Raw genomic sequence first — 19058 nt, forward strand, 5'->3', positions numbered from 1 at the left:
CCCGTGTCCGATTGCATTGCGCGCCGTCAGGCGCTGGCTTCGCTGTGGGGGGCTGCGCTGCTCGGCAGTGGCTCAGTCCTGGCCCAGGCCCCAACATCCGCCCTGCGCTTTTCCGGTGCCTATGGCGACGCGGTCTTCCATACCCAGAACCTGCGTCAGTTTGCTCGCCGTGTGGCCGAGATCGCAGGCTCGCCTGTCGAGCTGGGGGTGAATTCGCAGCTCAAGCCCATGGCCGAGGTGTTGCCGGCGCTGGCGCAGGGGGAGTTGGCCTTTGGTGAGGTGCTGATGTCCTCCTACGGTGCCAAGTACCCGCTGCTGGCCATCGACTCCTTGCCTTTCATGGTTCGGGGCTTTGAAGATGCGGCCCACATGTGGGAGGCCTCGCGCAAGGCGGTGAGCGACGAGATGCTCAGCCACGGTGTGCGTGTGCTGTATGCCGTGCCCTGGCCGGGCCAGGGCCTTTACAGCCGCAGCGCGGTCAATCAGCTGGGTGACCTCAAGGGCCTGCGCTTTCGCGTCTACAACGACGCCACCAAACGCCTGGCCGAATTGTCGGGCGCCACGGCCACCACCATTGCGGCGCAAGACCTCTCCAAGGCCATCGAGACCGGCCAGGTGGACGCCATGCTCACCTCCAGCACCACCGGGGTCGACAGCCAGGCCTGGAAGGCCATGAAGTTCTTTGTGGACCTGCGCGCCTGGATTCCCAAGAACATGGTCTGTGTCAGCGATAAGGTCTGGAATGGCTTCAGCCCGGCGGTGCGTCAGAGCCTGCTGGAGGCCGCCAAACAAGCCGAAACCCAGGGCTGGCAACTGGCCCGCAGCGCCGATGAGGCGGCCAAGAAACAATTGGCTGAACAGCGTGTGCAGGTGGTGCCCCCCACCGCCGAACTGCGCCGCACCCTGGACCAATTGGGTGAACGCTTCGGCCGCGAGTGGGCGCAGAAGGCCGGCATCACCGGCACCCAGGCCTTGTTGGGCTACTACGCCCGGCGCGGCGGGTGATACCGGCGCAGCCGGGGTTGTCGTTCAGTCCAGCTGCACGTTGGCCGTCTGAACCACTTTCGACCACTTGGCGGCTTCGGCCTGGATGAAGCTGCTGAATTGCTGGGGGGTGCCGGGGGCGGCTTCGGCGCCTTGCTCCAGCATCTGCTGGCGCACCTCGGCCTGGTTCAGGATCTGGTTGATCTCGGCATTGAGGCGGGCCACCAGTTCTGACGGGGTGGCGGCGGGCGCCCACAGACCGAACCACGAGGTGGCGTCGTAACCGGGCAGGCCGCTTTCGGCGATTGTGGGCAACTGGGGCAGGCTCGGAAAGCGGGCCGAGCCGGTGACCGCGATGGCGCGCAAGGCGCCCGACTTGATGTGTGGCAGGGCCGAGGGCAGGTTGTCGAAGCTGCACGAGGTCTGGCCTGCCAGCAGGTCGGCAATCGCCGGTGCGCTGCCCTTGTAGGGCACGTGCACCATGTCCACCTGGGCCATCTGCTCGAACAAGGCCCCCGCCAGGTGGATGGAGGTGCCATTGCCGGCCGAGGCATAGGTCACCTTGCCCGGGTGGGCCTTGGCGTAGGCGATCAGCTCTTTCACGGTCTTGTAGGGCTGGCTGGGGTGCACCACCAGCACGTTGGGCACCTTGGCCACCAGGCCCAGGGGGGCGAAGTCGCGTGCCGGGTCGTAGGCCAGCTTCTTGTAAAGGAACTGGTTGATGGCGTGGGTGCCGATGGTGCCCATCAGCAGGGTGTAGGCGTCAGGGGCGGCCTTGGCCACCACCGCGGCTCCGATGCCACCGCCAGCGCCGGCCTTGTTGTCCACGATCACGGTGCCGCCCAGGCGGTTGCCGAGGTGGCGGGCCATCAGCCGGCCCAGGATGTCGGTGGTGCCGCCAGCGGCAAAGGGCACGACCACGGTCACCGGCTTGCCGCCTGGGTATTTGCTTTGGGCCAGCGCTGGCAGGGGGCTGCCCACGCTGGCAGCGCTGGCCAGGGCCAGCAACTGGCGGCGGTTCAGGGTCGGGTGGCTTGTCGTCATGCTTGTCTCTCGAAGGGGGAAGGCGCCCCGCAAAGACCGGCAGACGTCTGGTGGGCCCCGGGGCCGGCCGATTGTTGGTCAATTAACTGTGTTTGACAATCGGAGGAAAAATTGACGGTCTGTCTTATGAAATTTGACAATTCCAGGGTTTGACTCGGGTCAAGCGGTGCTTGGGGCCGCGAGAGACCTTCTGGCCTCAGGCAACAGGCCGCCTGGCCGTAATTGGGCTTAGCGGTGCATTTGGGCTGAGCGGTGCACTTGGGCGGGGCGCGTTTGACGTTCAGCCCCTTGCAGTTCAAGCGGGTGTCGGATTGACGGGTCTGAATATGGATCGTATTCTGGCCGGCCAGGATTTCCAGGAGCTGCCATGTCCCTTGCCACCCAGATCAGGCCCATCACCTACTTGAAGTCGAATGCGGCGGACATTGTCAAAGGGTTTTCTGTCAATCCCGAGCCCATCATCATCACCCAGAACGGCGAGGCCAAGATGGTGGTGATGGACATTGCCGAGTATGAAAAACAGCAGGAGACGATGGCCCTGCTCAAGCTGTTGGCCCTGGGCAGGACCGAGTTCAAAGCAGGGCATTTCAGTGAGGCCAAAGACTTCCTCGATGAGATGGATGAGGGGGCATGACGCACCGTGTCGTCGTTCTGGACAGCGCCAAAGAAGACTTCAAAGACATCCAGCGATACGTCAAGCAGAACTTTGGCCAAACCGTCTGGCGTGCCGTCCACGAAGAGTATCAGGACGCTTTCAGGCGCATTCAGCAAGCACCCCAAGCTGGAAACCCCATTGAATGGCTGGCAGACCTGGGCATGTCCCATGTCCGCTACGTCCTGGTGCGACAAACCCGGCTGGTCTACGAGTTCGATGACAGTCTGGTCATCGTTCACCTCTTCATCGGGACCCGGCAAGATTTCAGAGCCCATTTGCTCAAGCGGCTGCTGAGGGGGTGATTTCTCTCGCCGCTGCACGCGGGTGCTGGCTCACGTTGGGGCCATGGTCGTTGGGGCATGCGCCCGCACCAGGCAGTCATGAAACAGCTGTGCGGCCCGCCCAGGCTGGGGCGAGCGGCGCAGCAGGCTGACGAACTGGCATTCGTAGTGCAGGGCTTCGGGCTGCACGGCCTGCATCAGGCCCTGGCGTTCGAAGGGCTCGGCATAGTGATCGGGCAGAAAGCCCAGAAAGCGGCCCGACAGGATCAGCGTGGCGATGGCCTCCTGGTCAAAGCCGGTGGCCCGGCGCGACAGGCGGGCCTGGTGGCTCAGCTCCATGTTGGGCGAGTGGTAGCCCAAGCCGGCAAAGTGCCAGCGGCGCAGGCTGTCCCAGTCCAGATCGCTGTGCTCGGCCCCGAACAGGGGGTGGCGGGCGCCGCAGTACAGCAGCATTTTTTCGTTGAACAGGTCGGCGTACATCAGGCTGGGCGAGCTGCGGTGAGCCGGGATCACGCCCACCTGCAGGCTGCCGTCGATGATGCCGCGCTCGATGGTGTTGATCGAGGCCACGCGCAGCACCAGGTTCACATCGGGGGCCTGCTCGGTGAACAGCGCGATGGCCTCATGGATGCGCGAGGCCGGGTTGCTGGCGGTCTTGTCGAACAGGGCCAGCTCCAGTTGCCCGCCCATGCGGTGGTGGATGTCGTCGACGCTGCTGCGAAAGCCGTCCACGGCGGCCAGCAGGCGCAGGGTTTCGTCATACACCCGCTGGCCCTCCTGGGTGAGGGCAAAGCCGGCCCGGCCGCGCCGGCACAGCACCAGGCCGAGGCGGGTTTCGAGGTCTTTCACATGGCGGCTCACGGTGGAGGTGCCGATGTTCAGCTCGAGTTCGGCGGCCGACATGCCGCCGCATTCGACCACGGTCTTGAACACCTGCAGCAGGCGCAGGTCCATGTCGCTGAGCTGGCCCAGGATGGCGCGGTTCTTGGTGGCGCGTTCGGCTGCAGGGGGGGGTGGGGGTGGGTTGTTTTTTACTTGCATAAATTGCGAAGTAAGTATTGATATTGATCCATTTTCAAGAATAACGGCGGCATGAAGAATGGGCAACTTGTTTCACCCACACTGCCACGTTCGCCGCGTGGCCCGACCGCCATGACCCAGCTCGCCGCCGAACCCTCTGCCACCCCGGCACCGGACACCTCTTTTGCCGGTCGCACCGATGCCGCGTGGCTTGAAGCCCACTGGATGCCCTACACGGCCAACCGCAGCTTCAAGAAAGACCCGCGCATCATCGTCGAGGCCAAGGGGGCCTACTTCACCGACGCTGATGGCCGCAAGATCTTCGACGGCCTGTCGGGCCTGTGGTGCAGCGGCCTGGGCCATGGCCGTCCCGAAATCACCGAAGCCGTGAGCCGCCAGATCGCCAAGCTCGACTACGCGCCGGCCTTCCAGTTCGGTCACCCCGGCTCGTTCGCCCTGGCCAACCGCCTCAAGGAGCTGACCCCGGCCGGCCTCGACTATGTGTTCTTCACCGGTTCGGGTTCCGAGTCGGCCGACACGTCGCTCAAGCTGGCCCGTGCCTACTGGCGTGCCAAGGGGCAGGGCAGCAAGACCCGCCTGATCGGTCGCGAAAAGGGCTACCACGGCGTGAACTATGGCGGCATCTCGGTGGGCGGCATCGGCGCCAACCGCAAGATCTTCGGCCAGGGCGTCGAAGCCGACCACCTGCCGCACACCCAGCCGGCCGCCGGCTCGTTCTACAAGGGCATGCCGCCCACGGGCGCCGAGTTGGCCGACCGCCTGCTCGACATGATTGCCCTGCACGATGCGTCGAACATCGCCGCCGTCATCGTCGAGCCCTTCTCGGGTTCGGCCGGCGTGGTGATCCCGCCCGTGGGTTATCTGAAGCGCCTGCGTGACATCTGCACCGCCCACAACATCCTGTTGATCTTTGATGAAGTGATCACCGGTTTTGGCCGCACCGGCGCCTTCACCGGGGCCGAGGCCTTTGGCGTCACCCCTGACATCCTGAACTGCGCCAAGCAGATCACCAATGGGGCCCAGCCCCTGGGGGCCGTGCTGGCCACCCAGGAGATCTACGACACCTTCATGGCGGTGGGCGGCCCCGACTACATGCTTGAGTTCCCGCACGGCTACACCTACTCGGCCCACCCGGTGGCCTGTGCCGCTGGCCTGGCCGCGCTCGATGTGCTGCAAAAGGAAGACATGCTGGGCCGCGTACGCACCCTGGCCCCGTACTTCGAGGAGGCGGTGCACAGCCTCCAGGGCAGCAAGCACGTGGCCGACATCCGCAACTACGGCCTGGCCGCCGGCATCACGCTGCAGGCCTTGCCCGGTGAGCCGGCCCGCCGCCCCTACGAGGTGGCCATGGCCTGCTGGAAGAAGGGCTTCTATGTGCGCTACGGTGGCGACACCATCCAGTTGGCACCCCCCTTCATCACCGAAAAGGCCGAGATCGACCGCCTGATCAACGCCCTGGGCGACGCCCTGGCCGAAACCGCCTGATCCAAGGCGCAAGCTCGCGCCAGCGCACGACATCGAGCCCGGGCCTGCCCTGTCGAAAGACGGGCAGGCCCGGGCTTTTTGGGTTTTGCGAGGGATGCCAGGTTTTGAGCGCGAGGTATCTGTGGCGGGGGGCGGAAATTTCCTGACGCTGGTTCACGGTGTGCACTGACTCCACGGTGTTTGATAGAGTACCGTTTTGGGACTATTCTGCGGCATGCACATCGTCGCTTTGCGCAACCTGGAGTCCTTCTGGCAGCAAACTCATTGCCGCGATGCGAAGGGGCCGTTGAAGGCGTGGCTCGCAGAAGCCCGTGCCGCGCATTGGAGCAGTCCTCAGGACGTGAAGCGCCAGTATGCGAATGCCAGCATCATTGCGAACAACCGTATCGTCTTCAACATCAAAGGGAATGACTACCGCCTGATTGTGGCGATCGCCTACAAAATGCAGTACGTCTACGTGAAGTTCGTCGGAACCCACGCTGAATACGACCGTGTTGACGCTACCGTTGTGGACCAGTTCAAAGGAGTCTGATCTTGGAAATCAAAGCCATCCGCACCGAAGCCGATTACCTCGCGGCGCTGCAGGAAGTGTCGGCCTTGATCGACCTGGACCCCTCGCCCGACGGACCCGACGGGGAGAGATTGGAGGTGCTGGGGGCACTGGTACAAGCCTACGAGGCCAGGCAGCATCCGATCGATCTTCCCGACCCCGTCGAGGCCATCAAGTTCCGCATGGAGCAGTCGGGCATGACGGTCAAAGATCTGGTGCCCTACATCGGCTCACTCAACCGTGTCTATGAAGTTTTGTCCTACAAGCGCTCGTTGTCCCTCAACATGATTCGTCGGCTGAGTGAGGGGCTGCACATTCCGGCCGAGGTCCTGATCCGCAAACCAGAGGCTGTTGAGGCATGATTGGACTGGCTGCGCTGGCTGCACCCGGCTAAGCTCCCAGCCCATGCCCTCTGAAATCACCCCCCAAGCGCCCACCCACCCCCAGCCGGTGTTGCCGGCCCCTCTGGCCCTCGATGCGGTAGCCCTGTCGCAGGCCATCCACCGGCGTGAACTGTCGTGTGTCGAGCTGATGCAGGCCACGTTGGCCCACATCGAGCGCCTCAATCCCCGGGTCAATGCTCTCGTGGCCCTGTTGGAGCCCGAGGGCCTGCTGGCCCAGGCCCGTGAGCGCGATGAGCAACTGGGTCGCGGGCAGAGCCTGGGCGTGCTGCATGGCTTTCCACAAGCCCCCAAGGACATCGCCCCGGCCGCAGGCCTGATCACCACCCGGGGCTCTCCCCTGTTCAAGGGCCAGCTCACGCGCACCGATGCCCAGGTGTTCGCCCGCATGCGTGCAGCGGGCGCCCTCTTCATCGGGCGCACCAATTCGCCCGAGTTCGGCCTGGGCGGCCACACCTACAACAGCGTGTATGGCGCCACCGGTGGCGCGTACGACCCGACCCGATCGGCCGGTGGCAGCAGCGGCGGTGCTGGCGCGGCGGTGGCCTTGCACCTGTTGCCGGTGGCCGATGGCTCCGACATGATGGGCTCGCTGCGCACGCCGGCGGCCTTCAACCATGTGTTTGGTTTCCGGCCGTCTTTCGGGTGCGTGCCGCAGGGGCCGGCCGACGAGGTGTTCTTCCAGCAGTTTGGCGTCAGCGGCCCGATGGCGCGCAACGTGCCCGACCTGGGCTTGCTGCTGTCGGTGCAGGCAGGCTTTGATGCGCGCCAGCCTTTGACGCGGCAGCAGGACACTTCGGTCTACGCCGGCTCGCTGGCCCGTGATTTCCAGGGCACGCGCATTGGCTGGCTGGGCGACCTGGGCGGGCATCTGGCCACCGAGCCCGGGGTGCTGCCACTGTGCGAGCAGGCGCTGTGCCATTTCGAGGCGGTGGGCTGCGTGGTCGAGCCGGTCTTGCCGCAGGCCGATTTCGAGCGTGTCTGGCAGGCCTGGCTGGACCTGCGCAGCTTCACCGTGTCCGGCAATTACGCGCCCTTGTATGAGGACCCCAAGCGCCGTGCCCAGCTCAAGCCCGAGGCGGTGTGGGAGATCGAGCGGGGACTGGCCTTGAGCGGGCCGCAGCTGTTCCGCGCCAGTGCGGTGCGCAGTGCCTGGTACCAGGCGCTGCGGGCCTTGTTCGAGCGTTTTGATTACCTGGTGCTGCCCTCGGCCCAGGTGTTTCCGTTCGAGCTGGCCCAGCATTGGCCGGTGCAAGTCGGTGGGCGCACGATGGACACCTACCACCGCTGGATGGAGGTGGTGATCGCGGCCACGATGGGTGGGCTGCCGGCCCTCAGCGTGCCGGCCGGCCTGGGCGGGCCGCAAGGGCGCTGGCCCGTGGGCCTGCAGATCATTGGCCCGGCCCAGGCCGATTGGGCCGTGCTGCAGATGGGCCACGCCTACGACCAGGCGGGCGGCTTCTCGAAGGTGCGCAGCCCCTTGCTGGCGGACTGAAAGACGGCCTTAGCCGGTGGCGCCCAGGCGCCGGCTCAAGTCCTGGGCGCAGGCCTTGAGGGCCAGGGCCACCGGCCCGTCGAGATCGGTGTCCAGCGTGGCGCTGGGGCCGATGCAGGCCAGCACCAGCACCAGCTGACCAAAGCCATTGAACACCGGGCTGGCCAGGGCGCTGATGCCCGTGATCAGGTGGTTGTTCACCACGCCCAGCCGGGTTTGCCGCACGCGCTCCAGTTCGGCGGCAAAGGTGGGGTCGTCCAGGGCGCCGGCGTCGCCGTCGCTGGCCAGGGCCATGGCCACGTCGTGGCGCGGCCGGTAGGCCGCAAACACCTGGCCCGAGGCCGTGTGGCGCACCGAGGCCGTGGTGCCGTGCCGCATGGCCACATACACCGCGGTCGGCCCTTCTTCGACCCGGATGATGGTGGGCCCGCGCGCGCCCCACACCGAAGCCGACACCGTGTGACCCAGGCGCTGCGCCAGGGCGGGCAACTCGGCATTGGCCAGTTGCACCGGGTCGACCTGCTGCAGGCTGATCAGGCCCAGTTGCAGGGCCAGAGGCCCCAGGCCGTAGTGGCCACTCACGCCGTCTTGTTCGATCAGCCCCAGCTTGCCGAAGCTCACCAGATAGGGGTGGGCCTTGGCCGGGCTCATGTCGGCCTCGCGGGCCAGGTCTTTCAGGGGCATGCGGCGGCCCGTGTGGGCCAGCACCTTGAGCAACTGGCCGCCCACTTCCACGCTTTGGATGCCGCGCGGCGCGCGGGGGCCGGATTCGGGCTCCAGGCCTTGTTCTTCTTCGCTTGTGCTTCTCATGACCCGATTGTGCTTGCTCGCAGGCCGTCTGAAAGGGCTAGGGTTTTCACTTAAACGAATGGCTTAGACATGAACGAATTTTTTGCTTAGGATCAACGAATTCCGTTTAGGCGAACAAATTTGCCTATGTTGAATTTCAACCTACCCACGAGACCGACATGACGACCAAGACTTTTGCCTCTGCCGCCGACCTTGAAGTGAAGAAGGTGAGCTTCGACAAGCTGTCCGAGCACGCTTACGCCTACACCGCCGAGGGCGACCCCAACACCGGCATCATCATTGGCGACGACGCCGTGATGGTGATCGACACCCAGGCCACGCCGGTGATGGCGCAGGACGTGATCCGCCGCATCCGCGAAGTGACCGACAAGCCCATCAAGTACGTGCTGCTGAGCCACTACCACGCGGTGCGCGTGCTGGGGGCCAGCGCCTATGGCGCCGAGCACATCATCGCCAGCGAAGACACCCGTGACCTGATCGTCGAGCGGGGCCAGTTCGACAAGGACAGCGAGATCGGCCGCTTTCCGCGCCTGTTCCAGAACGTCGAAAGCGTGCCCGAAGGCCTGACCTGGCCCACCCTGACCTTCAACAAGAAGATGACCCTGTGGCTGGGCAGCGTCGAGGTGCAGATCCTGCAACTGGGCCGCGGCCACACCAAGGGCGACACCGTGGCCTGGCTGCCGCAAGAGAAGATCCTGTTCTCGGGTGACCTGGTCGAGTTCGACGCCACCCCCTACGCCGGTGACGCCTATTTCAAGGACTGGCCACAGACCCTGGACAACATCGCCGCGCTGAAGCCCGAGAAGCTGGTGCCTGGCCGTGGCGCTGCGCTGCAGACGCCTGAGCAGGTGCAGGCTGGCCTGGCCGGCACTCGGGCCTTCATCAGCGATCTGTACGAGAGCGTCAAGGCCGGTGCTGCCGCAGGCCAGGACCTGCGCAAGGTCTATGAAGCCACCTTTGCCAAGCTGCAGCCCAAGTACGGCCAGTGGGTGATCTTCAACCACTGCATGCCTTTTGACGTGACCCGTGCCTACGACGAAGCCACCCAGTTTCCCGACCCCCGCATCTGGACTGCCGAGCGCGATGTGCAGATGTGGAAGTCGCTGGAAGGCTGAACCCCCAATCCGCAAGAGTCCAGGTGTGAGGAGACAAGCCGCATGAACCCCCAAGACATTCCTTTCGAAGCCCTGCGTGGCACCGGGCCTGAGGTGCAGGCCATCGAGTTCCCGTACCGGCGCAGTGCCGATCAGGACGCTGCCACGCCGGCGCGCCACCCGGTGGTGGTGGTGGGCGCCGGCCCGGCCGGGCTGAGCCTGGCCATCGACCTGGCCCAGCGCGGCCAGCCGGTGGTGGTGCTCGACAACGACTACCGCCTGTCCATCGGCTCGCGCGCCATCTGCTTTTCCAAGCGGGCGCTCGAGATCTGGGACCGCCTGGGCGTGGCCCCGCGCATGGTCGAGAAGGGCGTGTCCTGGAACGTGGGCAAGGTTTTCTTCCACGATCAGCAGGTCTACCAGTTCAACCTGCTGCCCGAAGACGGGCACCTGCAGCCCGCCTTCATCAACCTGCAGCAGTACTACGCCGAGGCCTACCTGGTCGAGCGCGCGCTGCAGCTGCCGTTGATCGACATCCGCTGGCACAACAAGGTCACGGCCGTGGCGCCGCGTGCCGACGGTGCACGGGTCAGCATCGACACGCCCGAGGGCGCCTACCAGCTCGATGCCGACTGGCTGGTGGCCTGCGATGGCTCGCGTTCGCCGGTGCGCGCCATGCTGGGCCTGGAGAGCAAGGGCCGCATCTTCCAGGACCGCTTCCTGATCGCCGACGTCAAGATGCAGGCCGACTTTCCGACCGAACGCTGGTTCTGGTTCGATCCGCCCTTTCACCCGCACCAGAGCGTGCTGCTGCACCGTCAGCCCGACAACGTCTGGCGCATCGACTTCCAGCTCGGCTGGGACGCCGACCCCGAAGAAGAGAAAAAGCCCGAGAACATCCTGCCGCGCGTGCGCGCCCTGCTGGGGCATGACGCGCAGTTCGAGCTTGAGTGGGCCAGCGTCTACACCTTTGCCTGCCTGCGCATGGACCGCTTCGTGCACGGCCGGGTGATCTTTGCCGGTGACAGCGCGCACGGCGTTTCACCGTTTGGCGCACGCGGTGCCAACAGCGGCGTGCAAGACACCGAGAACCTGGCCTGGAAGCTCGACTGGATGCTCAAGGGCCGCGCCGGCGAGGCCTTGCTGGCCACCTACGGCCCCGAGCGCGAGTACGCGGCCGACGAGAACATCCTCAACTCCACCCGGGCCACCGACTTCATCACGCCCAAGAGCGAGATCAGCCGGCTGTTCCGCGACGCCACCCTGGACCTGGCGCGCGAGCATGAATTTGCCCGCCGCCTGGTCAACAGCGGCCGGCTGTCGGTGCCGGCCACGCTGCAGGGCTCAGTGCTCAACACCCCGGATGGGGATGCGTTTGCCGCACCGCGCCAGGTGCCCGGCGCCGTGCTGCTCGATGCGCCGGTGCGCCGCCCCGAAGGTCAGAACAGTTGGCTGTTGCGCGAGCTGGGCGCTGACTTCACGCTGCTGTGCTTCGGCCCCGTGCCCGCCTGGGCCGCCGGCCTGCCGCATGTGCAGGCCATCGGCATCGGCCACGAGCTGCTCGACCCGCAAGGCCTGGTGGCCCAGCGCCTGGATGCCCAGCCCGGTACCGCCTACCTGATCCGCCCTGACCAGCACGTGAGCGCCCGCTGGCGTGCCCCCACCGAAGCCGCCGTGCGCGCCGCCCTGGCCACCGCGACCGCGACGGCCACCGCTGCCTGAGACCCTGGAGACACCGACATGCTCAACACCCAAGCCAACCTCGGCGCCTGCGACGACTTCTACGACGCGCTGATCCAGTCCCACCAGGGCCTCAGCACCGAGCAAAGCCATGCCATGAACGCCCGCCTGGTGCTGCTGCTGGCCAACCACATCGGCGATGCCGACACCTTGCAGCATGCTTTGCAGCTGGCCCGCGGCAGCGCGCCGGCCCAGGCGCCGGTGGCGCCCGAGCGCGCCGCCATCACCCCGGTGGCCCCGGTGCACGCCGCGGCCTGAGGCCCGGCTCAGCCTCGCCCCAGCGCGCGCTCAGCAACGCCTCTGTTCTCTGGCCTGCCTTCCGTGGCGGGGCAGGGGGCACTGTGCCCTCATCAAAACAACAAGCCATTCCAAAAACCACACCCGAATCGGAGACAACACCATGCAACGCAACACTTTTCTGACCGCCCTGGCCACGTCCTGGCTGGGCCTGGCCCTGGGCAGCGCCGCCCTGGCCGCTGCCAATGACAAACCCCTGGAATGGGTGGTGGGCTACGCCGCCGGTGGGGGCTCGGATGTGGTGGCCCGCACCATTGCCGAATCCATGGGCACCAGCCTGGGTCGCACCATCATCATCAACAACAAGCCCGGCGCGGGCACCAACATCGCTGCTGAGTACGCGGCCCGTTCCAAGGACTACGGCAATCTGGTGTTCTCGGCCGACTTTGCCACCCTGGCGGCCAATCCCTTCCTGTTCAGCAAGCTCAGCTACAGCGCTGAAAAAGACTTCCAGCCCGTGGGCCTGTTGGTGCGCTTCCCGATGTTCCTGGTGGTGTCCAACCAGGTGCCGGTCAGCAACTACAAAGAGTTTGTCGCCTGGGCCAAGGCACAGACCGATGGCGTGAACTGGGCGTCGGCCGGCCCGGGCAGCCCGCACCACCTGGTGGGCGAATTGTTCCGCGAGCAAAGCGGCCTCAAGCTCACCCATGTGCCTTACCGCGGCGCGGCCCCGGCCATCACCGATGTGGTGGGCGGTCAGGTGCCTGCCATGTGGGTGGACAGCGCCACCGCCTATCCCTTTCTGAATGGCGGCAAGCTCAAGGCCATCGGCGTGGCCAGCCCGCAGCGCGTGGCCACCATGCCCGACGTTCCCACCTTCAACGAACAAGGCCTGAAAGGCTTCGAGGGCTATGCCTGGCAAGGGTTGGTGGTGCCCACCGGCACCCCGCCGGAGGTGGTGAACAGCCTCAGCAAGGCCTTGCAGACCGCGCTCAACTCGACCACCGTCAAGGCTCGCCTGCAGGCCCTGGGTGTCGAGCCGCTGCCCGGCACGCCGGCCCAGATGGCCAGCTACGCCAAGACCGAGCGCGAAAAGTGGGGCCGCGTGATCAAGCAGGTGGGGGTGAAACTGGATTGATCCACGCCAGTGGCGGCCCGGCCTGAGGCCGCCACGCGGTCATCAACCCGGTGACTTGTCTTTGATGGGCCGCTCCTGCTCCGCCAGCCACTGCCAGGCCGGGGCGGGGCGGGCGAACAGGTAGCCCTGCAAGGCGTCGCAGTGGCTTTGGCGCAGAAAGTCGGCCTGCTCGGCGGTTTCCACGCCTTCGGCCACCACACGCAGGCCCAGGTGCTTGGCCATGGACAGGATCATGCGCACGATGGCCGTGTCATTGGGGTCTTCCGGCGTGTCCTTGACAAAGCTGCGGTCGATCTTCAACTCATACAGCGGCAGGCGCTTGAGGTAGGCCAGGCTGGAGTAGCCGGTGCCAAAGTCGTCGATCGAGAAGCGGATGCCGAATTGGGCCAGGGCCAGCATGCGGGCCACGGTCTCCTCGAAGTCGTCGATCAGCAGGCCTTCGGTCACCTCGAAGATCAGGCTGTGCGCGGGGGCGCCGGTGCGTTGCAGCACCTCTTTCACCCGGCCCACCAAATCGGGCTGGCGGAACTGGCGCGGGCTCACGTTGATCGACAGCGGGATGTCGTGGCCGCGCGCCTGCAGCAACACCAGCAGTTCGCAGGCCTGCTGCAGCACCCAGTCACCCAGGGCGATGATCTGGCCCGACTTTTCGGCGGCAGCAATGAAGCGGTCGGGCGGCACCAGGCCGCGCTCGGGGTGCTGCCAGCGCAGCAGCAATTCGGCCCCATCGATCTGGCCACGGGCGTCGAACTGGGGTTGCAGGTAGACCACCATCTGTTGCTGGGCCAGGGCTTTTTCCAGGTCGTTCTCGAGCGCCAGGCGTTGCTCGATGTCGGCCTGCATGCTGGTCTCGAAAAACGCGATGCGGTTGCGCCCGGCACCCTTGGCGCGGTACATGGCGGTGTCGGCCTCGCGCAGCAGGTCGGCCGGGGTCTGCTGACCGAAGGGGAACAGGGACACGCCGATGCTGGCGCCCAGGCTGTAGCGCTGCTGCTCCAGCTCGAAGGGCTGAGCCAGCCGTTGGCGGATGCGCTCGGCCAAGGCCATGGCCTCGCTGGCACCGGCGGTCAGGGTGTTGCTCAGGATCGGGGCCAGCACCACGAACTCGTCCCCCCCCAGCCGTGCCACCAGGTGGCCTTCGCGCAGCAGGCTCACCAGCACGGCCGCGGCATGGCACAGCACGGCATCGCCCACGGCGTGGCCACGGGCATCGTTCACGTCCTTGAAGTGGTCCAGGTCGATGAACAGCAGGGCGCCCACCTGGAACCCGCTCTGCGCCTGGCTCAGGGTCTGGCTCAGGCGGTCCATGAACTGGCGCCGGTTGGGCAGGCCGGTCAGGGGGTCGAAATAGGCCAGAACATGGATGGCCTGCTCGGCCGATTTGCGCTCGGAGATGTCGCGCATGATGTTCGAGACCCCGGTGATGCGGCCGCCTTCGTCGGTCAGCGGTGACAGCGTGAGCTCGATGTCCAGGCGCGTGCCGTCCCGGTGCAGGCGCTGCGTTTCGATGCGCTCGGCGCGCTCACCCTGGCGCACCCGCTCCAGGATCTGGCGTTCCTCAAGTTGGCGCTCCTGCGGCACGATGATCTGGCTGGACTGGCCCAGGGCCTCGGCCTCGGTGTAGCCCAGCAGTCGGCTGGCCCCGGGGTTCCAGGACGCGAGGCGTCCATCCAGGTCGTGGCTGATGATGGCGTCGTCCGAGCTTTCCACGATGGCCGCCAGCCGGGCCCTGGCCTGCTGCATCATCTCCTGCTGGCGCAGCAGTTCGTGCCGGCGGCGTTGCGCGCTGCGCTGCACCAGCAACAGCCCGACCAGCAGCAGGCTGATCAGGAAATAGGGCACCTGCATGTTGCTCCACCACACGGCCCGCATCTCCTGCATGGGCAGGGTCACGAACAGGGTGGCCGGGTAGTGGCTCATGCGGCGGTAGACATTGAGGTTGTCCTGGCCTCCGATCTCATTGCGGCCCTGCAGCGTGCCCTGGGCTGGGAAATGGCGGGCCTGCAACTCGCGGAACAGGGCGCCCCGGCGCTGCTGGCCGTAGATCTGCTGCATGCTCGCGCTGGCCGGGTTGGGGTAGCGGCTGCGCAGGTAGCCGTCATCACCCAGGATGCCGATCGAGGCCCGCTTCACGATGGGGGCGTTCTGCCAGAAGGTCTGCAGCAGTTCGGCCGGCAGGTAGGCTGTCACCATGGCCTGCAGGCGGCCTTGGCGATCGCGCAGCGCATGGCGCAGCGGGATCATCCAGCGCTGTGTCAGGGTGCCCAGGGCAGGGCGTCCGAACACAAAGTTCTGCCCTCGGATCATGGCGGCGCGTGCTTCCATGAAGGTGTCCCGCGTGGCCAGCGAGGGCATGACGGTGCCCGCATCGGCCTGGGTCGAGAGCAGCATCTGCCCGTCCTGGCGGATCAGGCTCACGTCCAGCAGTTCGGGGTGCCGGCGACTGTAACGGCGGACCCGTTCCAGATCGTACTGGCCCTCGGGGGTGGGGGACTCTTGCAGTTCCTCGGCCAGCCCGCTCAGGCTGACATGCAGCAGTTGAAAGTAATGATCGGTTGATTTTTCGCCGAGCTCCGTCACCGTGCTCAGCTCAGCGATCAGGCTATTGCTGACCTGCTGCCAGGTGGTCCAGGTGTAGAGACCGGTGAAGCCCAGCACCAGCAGAATCATCAGTGCCATGCTGCGCCAGGGCGCGGGGCTGAAAGCTGGGCTGAAGATCCGTTCAAGCATCAGGCGCAAGACGAGGGTGGGCGGGTTGAGGGGGCTGGGGTCGGTTCAAGGTGGTCGGCTGGTTGGAGACGATACGTCAGTCACAACTTTTAACAAGAGGTGAACCCAGGCTTTTCTCCTCCGGTCTGCGCTGGATCAGCCCATCAAGGCCTGTCAGGGCCGCATGCAGCAGCAGCATGATGGTCTTGCCGTCCTGGATGCGGCCGTCATAGACCCTGTCCAGGGCTTCTTGCAGGGGCATTTCCAGCACCTCGATGTCTTCGCCCTCCTCGGCCAGGCCGCCCTGGGTGGCGGCGCTGCCGGGCGTGTATTCGGCGCAGAACAGATGCAGCCGCTGGCTCACCGAGCCCGGGCTCATGTAGGCCTGGAACACCGGCTGCAGGTGTTCCACACGCAGCCCCATCTCCTCTTCGATTTCGCGGCGGGCGCACGACTCGGGGCTGTCGGCCGGGTCGATCAGGCCGGCGCAGGTCTCGATCAACTGTCCTTCGCCCCCTTCTTTGAGCCACACCGGCAGGCGGAACTGGCGCGTCAGCAGCACCGTGGCCTGGGCCCGGTTGTACAGCAGCACCGAGGCCCCGTCGCCCAGGTGGTAGACCTCGCGGGCGGTGTTCAGGGTGCGGCCGTCGCGGGTCTGCAGCTCAAATCGGGTCTTGCTCAGCCGAGTCCAGTCGTTGGCCAGCTCCTGGGTGCCGAGCAGGCGCACACCGGGCGGCCCGCTGTCGGTGCTGCTGTCGGTGCGCTTGTCGGGGGAGCTCATTGGCAGCTGAACTTCACCGCGCTGCCGTTGGTGGTCTGGCTGCCGCTGCCAGTGCCGGTCGGACTGATGGCGCAACTGCCCGAGGCTGGCTGGGCCGTGATGCCGTAGCTGTAGCTGGCCCCCACTGGCAGGTAGTAGGTGAGGGTGCCGTTCGAGGCCGTGAAGGTCTGGGTCATGGTGTCACTCTGGTCGGGCGAGCTGCCCGTGGGGTAGCTGAAGGTCATGCTCAGGCCCAGCGAGGTGCCGCTGGCCAGTCCGCTGACGGTCAGCGTGTGAGCGTATTGGGTGAAGCAGCTCAACACCAGCGACACCCCGCCCGGCGGCAGGGTGCCGTCCGCCGCGTTGCAGGCGTAGGCGCGCAGGGCCGGGAACTGCGAATAAACCCGGTAGCGCGTGCCCACCGGGATCAGCGTGGCAAAGCTGAAGCCGGGCTTGGCCACGGTCAGTGCGGCGGTGTCTCCGGTGCTGCTGACCACCAGGGTCAGGGGGCCCAGCAGACCATTGGCCGTGCCGCTGAGGGCAAACGAGCCAGGGCCGCAATTGAGTTGCACATTGCTCACGTTCAAGCCGGCCATGGTGCCCTTGCCATTGCCCACGCTGCAGTACTGGTTGGTGGGCTGGGTGGGCACTGTCACGTCGTAGGGCGTACCGTAGGCCAGTGCCTGCGGGAAGATGAAGGTGGTGCTGGTGCCCGTGGCAGGCACGGGGATCGGCAGGGTCTGGCCATTGCTGGCCACCACCAGGCCACTGCCCGTGAGGCCGCTGACGCTGCCACCCAGGGTGGTGGCGCTGCTGCTGCAGCTGATCTGGACGTTGCTCACAGCGCTGCCGGTGATGCTGCCGCTGCCGTTGCTCACGCTGCAGGTCTGGCCCGAGGGCTGGGTCTGCACCTGCACGTTGTAGGCGGTGCCTGCGGCCACGGGCGTGGCGAAGGTGAACTGGGTGGCATTGGCGGCCACGGTGAGGCTCTGGCCCAGGGCGCTCAACACCAGGCCGCTGCCCGTGAGGCCGCTGATGCTGCCACCCAGGCTGTAGCTGGCGCTGCTGCAGCTGACGGTCACCGAGTTGACCGCGCTGGCTCCCATGGTGCCGCTGCCATTGGCCACCGAGCAGGTGGCGCCCACGGGCTGCGCCCGAACCACCACGTTGTAATTGACGCCCACGGCCACGCCCGCCGGAAAGCTCCAGCTCACCGCATTGGCTGGCACGTTGACGCTTTGTGCCGTGATGCCCAGCACCAGCCCGCTGGTGCTCAGGCCGCTCACGCTGCCGCTCAAGGGGTAGGTGTTGAGCACGCACTGCACCTGCACCGAGGTGATGGGGGCGACGCTGGTGACGGTGCCACCTCCGTTGTTGACGGCGCAGGTGGCACCATTGGGCTGGGTCTGCACGGTCACCCAGTAGCTGGCACCCAGGGTCAGGTTGCTGGGGAAGGTGAAGCTGCTGGCATTGGCCGGCACGCTCACGGTCTGGCTGCCATTGGCCAGCACCAGGCCGCTGGCGGTGCCCAGGCCGCTGACACTGCCACCCAGGCTGGCCACGCTGGTGCCGCACACCACGGCCACATTGGTCAGGGCGGCTGCGCCCATGGTGCCGCTGCCGTTGTTCACGCTGCAGCTCAGGCCGCTGGGCTGGCTGGCCACGCTCACGCTGTAGTTGGCCCCGGGGGCGATCAGGCGGCTGAAGGCGAAGTTGGCGGCGCCAGCACTCACAAACACCGTGTCGTTGCCGTTTTTCAGGCTCAGGCCCGTGGCCGAGCCCAGGCCGCTGATGCTGCCGCCCAGGCTGTAGCGGGTGCCGATCACCGTCGGGGTGGTGGCGGTGTTGCTGATGGCCAGGCCGTTGAGCAACTGGTCGTAGCCGGTGTTAGTGTTGGTCAGCAAGGTGCTGACCGGGTCGAAGGTGCTGGTGCTCAGCCCGGCGGCGGTGATCTGGCTGCCGAGGTTGCTGTTCAGGTTGGCCTTGGCCTGGGCCAACGCGGTGCTGTTGGCGGCCAGCAGGGTCGGGGTGAGGCGCGACGAGCCCGACTGGCCGGCGGCGCTCACCACGTCCGAGGCCAGCTTGTCGGTCAGGCCGGTCAGGTTCAGCACGATGAAGCTGCGCGCCACCGGGGCGGTGGTGCCGGGGGCAAACCAGCGTGAGCCATCCGGCTTGGTCACCACCCCGACCATGGGGGGCACAAAGCCGTCGATGCGGGCATGGTAGATGCCGTTGCTGTTGGTGGTGGCACTCACGCTGTGGCCGGCGCTGTCGGTGATGGTGACGGGCGCATTGGCCAGCACGGTGCCATCGGCGGCGGCCCCGTTGATGCCGGCGGCGCTGGTCACGCCCCCATCAAAGCTGCTGGACTGGGTGACGCCATAGCTGTCCACCATGGGCGTGCTGGTGCTGCCGCCGCCACCCCCCCCTCCGCAAGCCACCAGGGCCAGGGAACTCCACATGAGGCCCAGGAGGCTGATGGCGCGTGTCGTCTTGTTCATGCTTCTGTCTTGTTCGGTTGATGGGACGTCGGTCTGAGGTCTATCACCCACTGTTTGTAACACGCCGAAACACCGCCGCAAGGGCCTCAGGTGTGGGCTTGGTCACGGTGGGCCGCGATACCCGAACCCAGAG

At 66.3% G+C, this 19058-nt stretch carries 17 protein-coding genes; 11 read left to right on the top strand and 6 right to left on the bottom strand.

Going from position 1 to position 19058, the window contains the following annotated elements:
• Positions 1–3: 3 nt before the first annotated feature.
• The gene (locus AC07PT_RS08500) at positions 4–1005 is read left to right on the top strand and encodes a TRAP transporter substrate-binding protein (protein WP_492346910.1); all 1002 of its coding nucleotides are present in this window, start codon (positions 4–6) and stop codon (positions 1003–1005) included.
• A gap of 24 nt (positions 1006–1029) precedes the next feature.
• Here AC07PT_RS08500 and AC07PT_RS08505 read toward each other — a convergent pair whose 3' ends face one another.
• Entirely contained in the window at positions 1030–2028 is a 999-nt protein-coding gene (locus AC07PT_RS08505) for a Bug family tripartite tricarboxylate transporter substrate binding protein (RefSeq protein ID WP_492346911.1), read from the bottom strand.
• Between the two features lie 367 nt (positions 2029–2395).
• On the opposite strand from AC07PT_RS08505, the gene AC07PT_RS08510 reads away from it, so the two are divergent.
• Positions 2396–2662, top strand: coding sequence for a type II toxin-antitoxin system Phd/YefM family antitoxin (locus AC07PT_RS08510; protein WP_494656408.1), 267 nt, complete (start codon positions 2396–2398; stop codon positions 2660–2662).
• A complete protein-coding gene (locus AC07PT_RS08515) occupies positions 2659–2985 on the top strand; it encodes a type II toxin-antitoxin system RelE/ParE family toxin (RefSeq protein ID WP_494656409.1) in 327 nt (108 codons plus the stop codon). Before AC07PT_RS08510 ends, AC07PT_RS08515 begins: the two co-directional genes overlap by 4 nt.
• Before the next feature lie 30 nt (positions 2986–3015).
• Here AC07PT_RS08515 and AC07PT_RS08520 read toward each other — a convergent pair whose 3' ends face one another.
• Positions 3016–4005: a LysR family transcriptional regulator gene (locus tag AC07PT_RS08520; RefSeq protein WP_494656410.1), complete on the bottom strand. Its 990-nt coding sequence runs from the start codon at positions 4003–4005 to the stop codon at positions 3016–3018.
• A 111-nt stretch (positions 4006–4116) separates the two neighbouring features.
• Between AC07PT_RS08520 and aptA the strand changes: the two genes are divergently transcribed.
• From aptA to AC07PT_RS08540, 4 genes are all read left to right on the top strand, one after another.
• Entirely contained in the window at positions 4117–5490 is a 1374-nt protein-coding gene (gene aptA, locus AC07PT_RS08525) for an omega-aminotransferase AptA (RefSeq protein ID WP_494656411.1), read from the top strand.
• 214 nt (positions 5491–5704) lie between these two features.
• Positions 5705–6022: a type II toxin-antitoxin system HigB family toxin gene (locus AC07PT_RS08530; RefSeq protein ID WP_492346916.1), complete on the top strand. Its 318-nt coding sequence runs from the start codon at positions 5705–5707 to the stop codon at positions 6020–6022.
• Positions 6023–6024: 2 nt separating this feature from the next.
• Positions 6025–6402 (top strand): helix-turn-helix domain-containing protein, encoded by a 378-nt coding sequence (locus tag AC07PT_RS08535; protein WP_492346917.1) that lies wholly within the window; start codon positions 6025–6027, stop codon positions 6400–6402.
• A 43-nt stretch (positions 6403–6445) separates the two neighbouring features.
• Positions 6446–7936 (top strand): amidase, encoded by a 1491-nt coding sequence (locus AC07PT_RS08540; protein WP_494656412.1) that lies wholly within the window; start codon positions 6446–6448, stop codon positions 7934–7936.
• 9 nt (positions 7937–7945) lie between these two features.
• Here the strand turns inward: AC07PT_RS08540 and AC07PT_RS08545 are convergent, their stop codons facing one another.
• Positions 7946–8746 (bottom strand): IclR family transcriptional regulator, encoded by an 801-nt coding sequence (locus tag AC07PT_RS08545; protein ID WP_494656413.1) that lies wholly within the window; start codon positions 8744–8746, stop codon positions 7946–7948.
• 158 nt (positions 8747–8904) lie between these two features.
• Here AC07PT_RS08545 and AC07PT_RS08550 point away from each other — a divergent pair, with 158 nt between their 5' ends.
• From AC07PT_RS08550 to AC07PT_RS08565, 4 genes are all read left to right on the top strand, one after another.
• Positions 8905–9861: an MBL fold metallo-hydrolase gene (locus AC07PT_RS08550; protein WP_494656414.1), complete on the top strand. Its 957-nt coding sequence runs from the start codon at positions 8905–8907 to the stop codon at positions 9859–9861.
• Positions 9862–9903: 42 nt separating this feature from the next.
• The gene (locus AC07PT_RS08555) at positions 9904–11562 is read left to right on the top strand and encodes an FAD-dependent oxidoreductase (protein ID WP_494656415.1); all 1659 of its coding nucleotides are present in this window, start codon (positions 9904–9906) and stop codon (positions 11560–11562) included.
• A gap of 18 nt (positions 11563–11580) precedes the next feature.
• Positions 11581–11838: a DUF2783 domain-containing protein gene (locus AC07PT_RS08560; RefSeq protein WP_492346922.1), complete on the top strand. Its 258-nt coding sequence runs from the start codon at positions 11581–11583 to the stop codon at positions 11836–11838.
• A gap of 142 nt (positions 11839–11980) precedes the next feature.
• Positions 11981–12955: a Bug family tripartite tricarboxylate transporter substrate binding protein gene (locus tag AC07PT_RS08565; RefSeq protein ID WP_494656416.1), complete on the top strand. Its 975-nt coding sequence runs from the start codon at positions 11981–11983 to the stop codon at positions 12953–12955.
• 42 nt (positions 12956–12997) lie between these two features.
• Here the strand turns inward: AC07PT_RS08565 and AC07PT_RS08570 are convergent, their stop codons facing one another.
• The 3 genes from AC07PT_RS08570 to AC07PT_RS08580 all read right to left on the bottom strand — a co-directional run bounded on the left by AC07PT_RS08570 (position 12998) and on the right by AC07PT_RS08580 (position 18925).
• Positions 12998–15634 (bottom strand): bifunctional diguanylate cyclase/phosphodiesterase, encoded by a 2637-nt coding sequence (locus AC07PT_RS08570; RefSeq protein ID WP_494656417.1) that lies wholly within the window; start codon positions 15632–15634, stop codon positions 12998–13000.
• 127 nt (positions 15635–15761) lie between these two features.
• Positions 15762–16445 carry an NUDIX domain-containing protein gene (locus AC07PT_RS08575; protein WP_492346925.1) on the bottom strand — a complete coding sequence of 228 codons (684 nt, stop codon included), beginning with the start codon at positions 16443–16445 and terminating at the stop codon, positions 15762–15764.
• Entirely contained in the window at positions 16442–18925 is a 2484-nt protein-coding gene (locus AC07PT_RS08580) for a beta strand repeat-containing protein (protein ID WP_494656418.1), read from the bottom strand. The genes AC07PT_RS08575 and AC07PT_RS08580 overlap by 4 nt, the downstream gene beginning before the upstream one ends.
• Positions 18926–19058: the final 133 nt, after the last annotated feature.

The organism is Curvibacter sp. GW821-FHT09D12 (genome assembly GCF_059416245.1).